Origin of the sequence: Acidovorax sp. ST3, assembly GCF_003231145.1 — a bacterium.
GTDB lineage: Bacteria > Pseudomonadota > Gammaproteobacteria > Burkholderiales > Burkholderiaceae_C > Acidovorax.
The window spans coordinates 1-573 of sequence record NZ_QKVP01000099.1 but is presented as its reverse complement, the minus strand read 5'-3'; the positions used below and the strand labels follow the sequence as shown (position 1 = coordinate 573).

At 64.9% G+C, this 573-nt stretch carries 1 protein-coding gene; it reads right to left on the bottom strand.

Features of this window, described 5'->3' with window-relative positions; genetic code table 11:
* Positions 1–246 precede the first annotated feature (246 nt).
* Positions 247–573: amidase family protein (locus DNK89_RS24635; RefSeq protein WP_255575899.1), on the bottom strand; the 327-nt coding region annotated here is incomplete at its 5' end.

The window sequence follows — 573 nt, the reverse complement described above, 5'->3', positions numbered from 1 at the left end:
AGCACCCCCAGGGGGTGCGCGCGGATGAAATCGTGCTGGACCTCGATGGAATCTTCACGGAAGGCGGACGGCAGGTACATGGCGGAATGGGCAGTGGAAAGTAAAAACATACCATAGCGCCGCGCTGGCTCCATTGCGAGAGCCATATAACCCTTAATTCATGGAGCCACAATGCGCGTGGCTCCCCGGCAACAGCGCCGCCGGCTGCGGAGCACAATTCCCGCGCCGCCACGCCCGCCCACGGGATCACGCCAGCGCTTTGACCAGCAGCACCGTGGTGAAGCCGCTGTCCCACTCCTCGTCGGGATAAGTGTCGACCTCGGCATAGCCATGCTTGGCGTAGAACGCGCGGCTCTGCATATTGAAAGTGTCGGTCTCCAGCCGCGCGTCGCCGAAGCCGGCGGCGCGGGTGTTCTCGTAGACCTCGGTCAGGTTGGCGCCGTCGGCGCGCAGGCCGTAGCGCATGCCGTCATAGCGGGCGAGGTTCGACGAAGCCTCGGCCGGGGCGACGATGTAATAGGCCGGCAGGGCGTACTTGGTGTGCGGCAGCGACACCTCGACGATCTCGCAGCC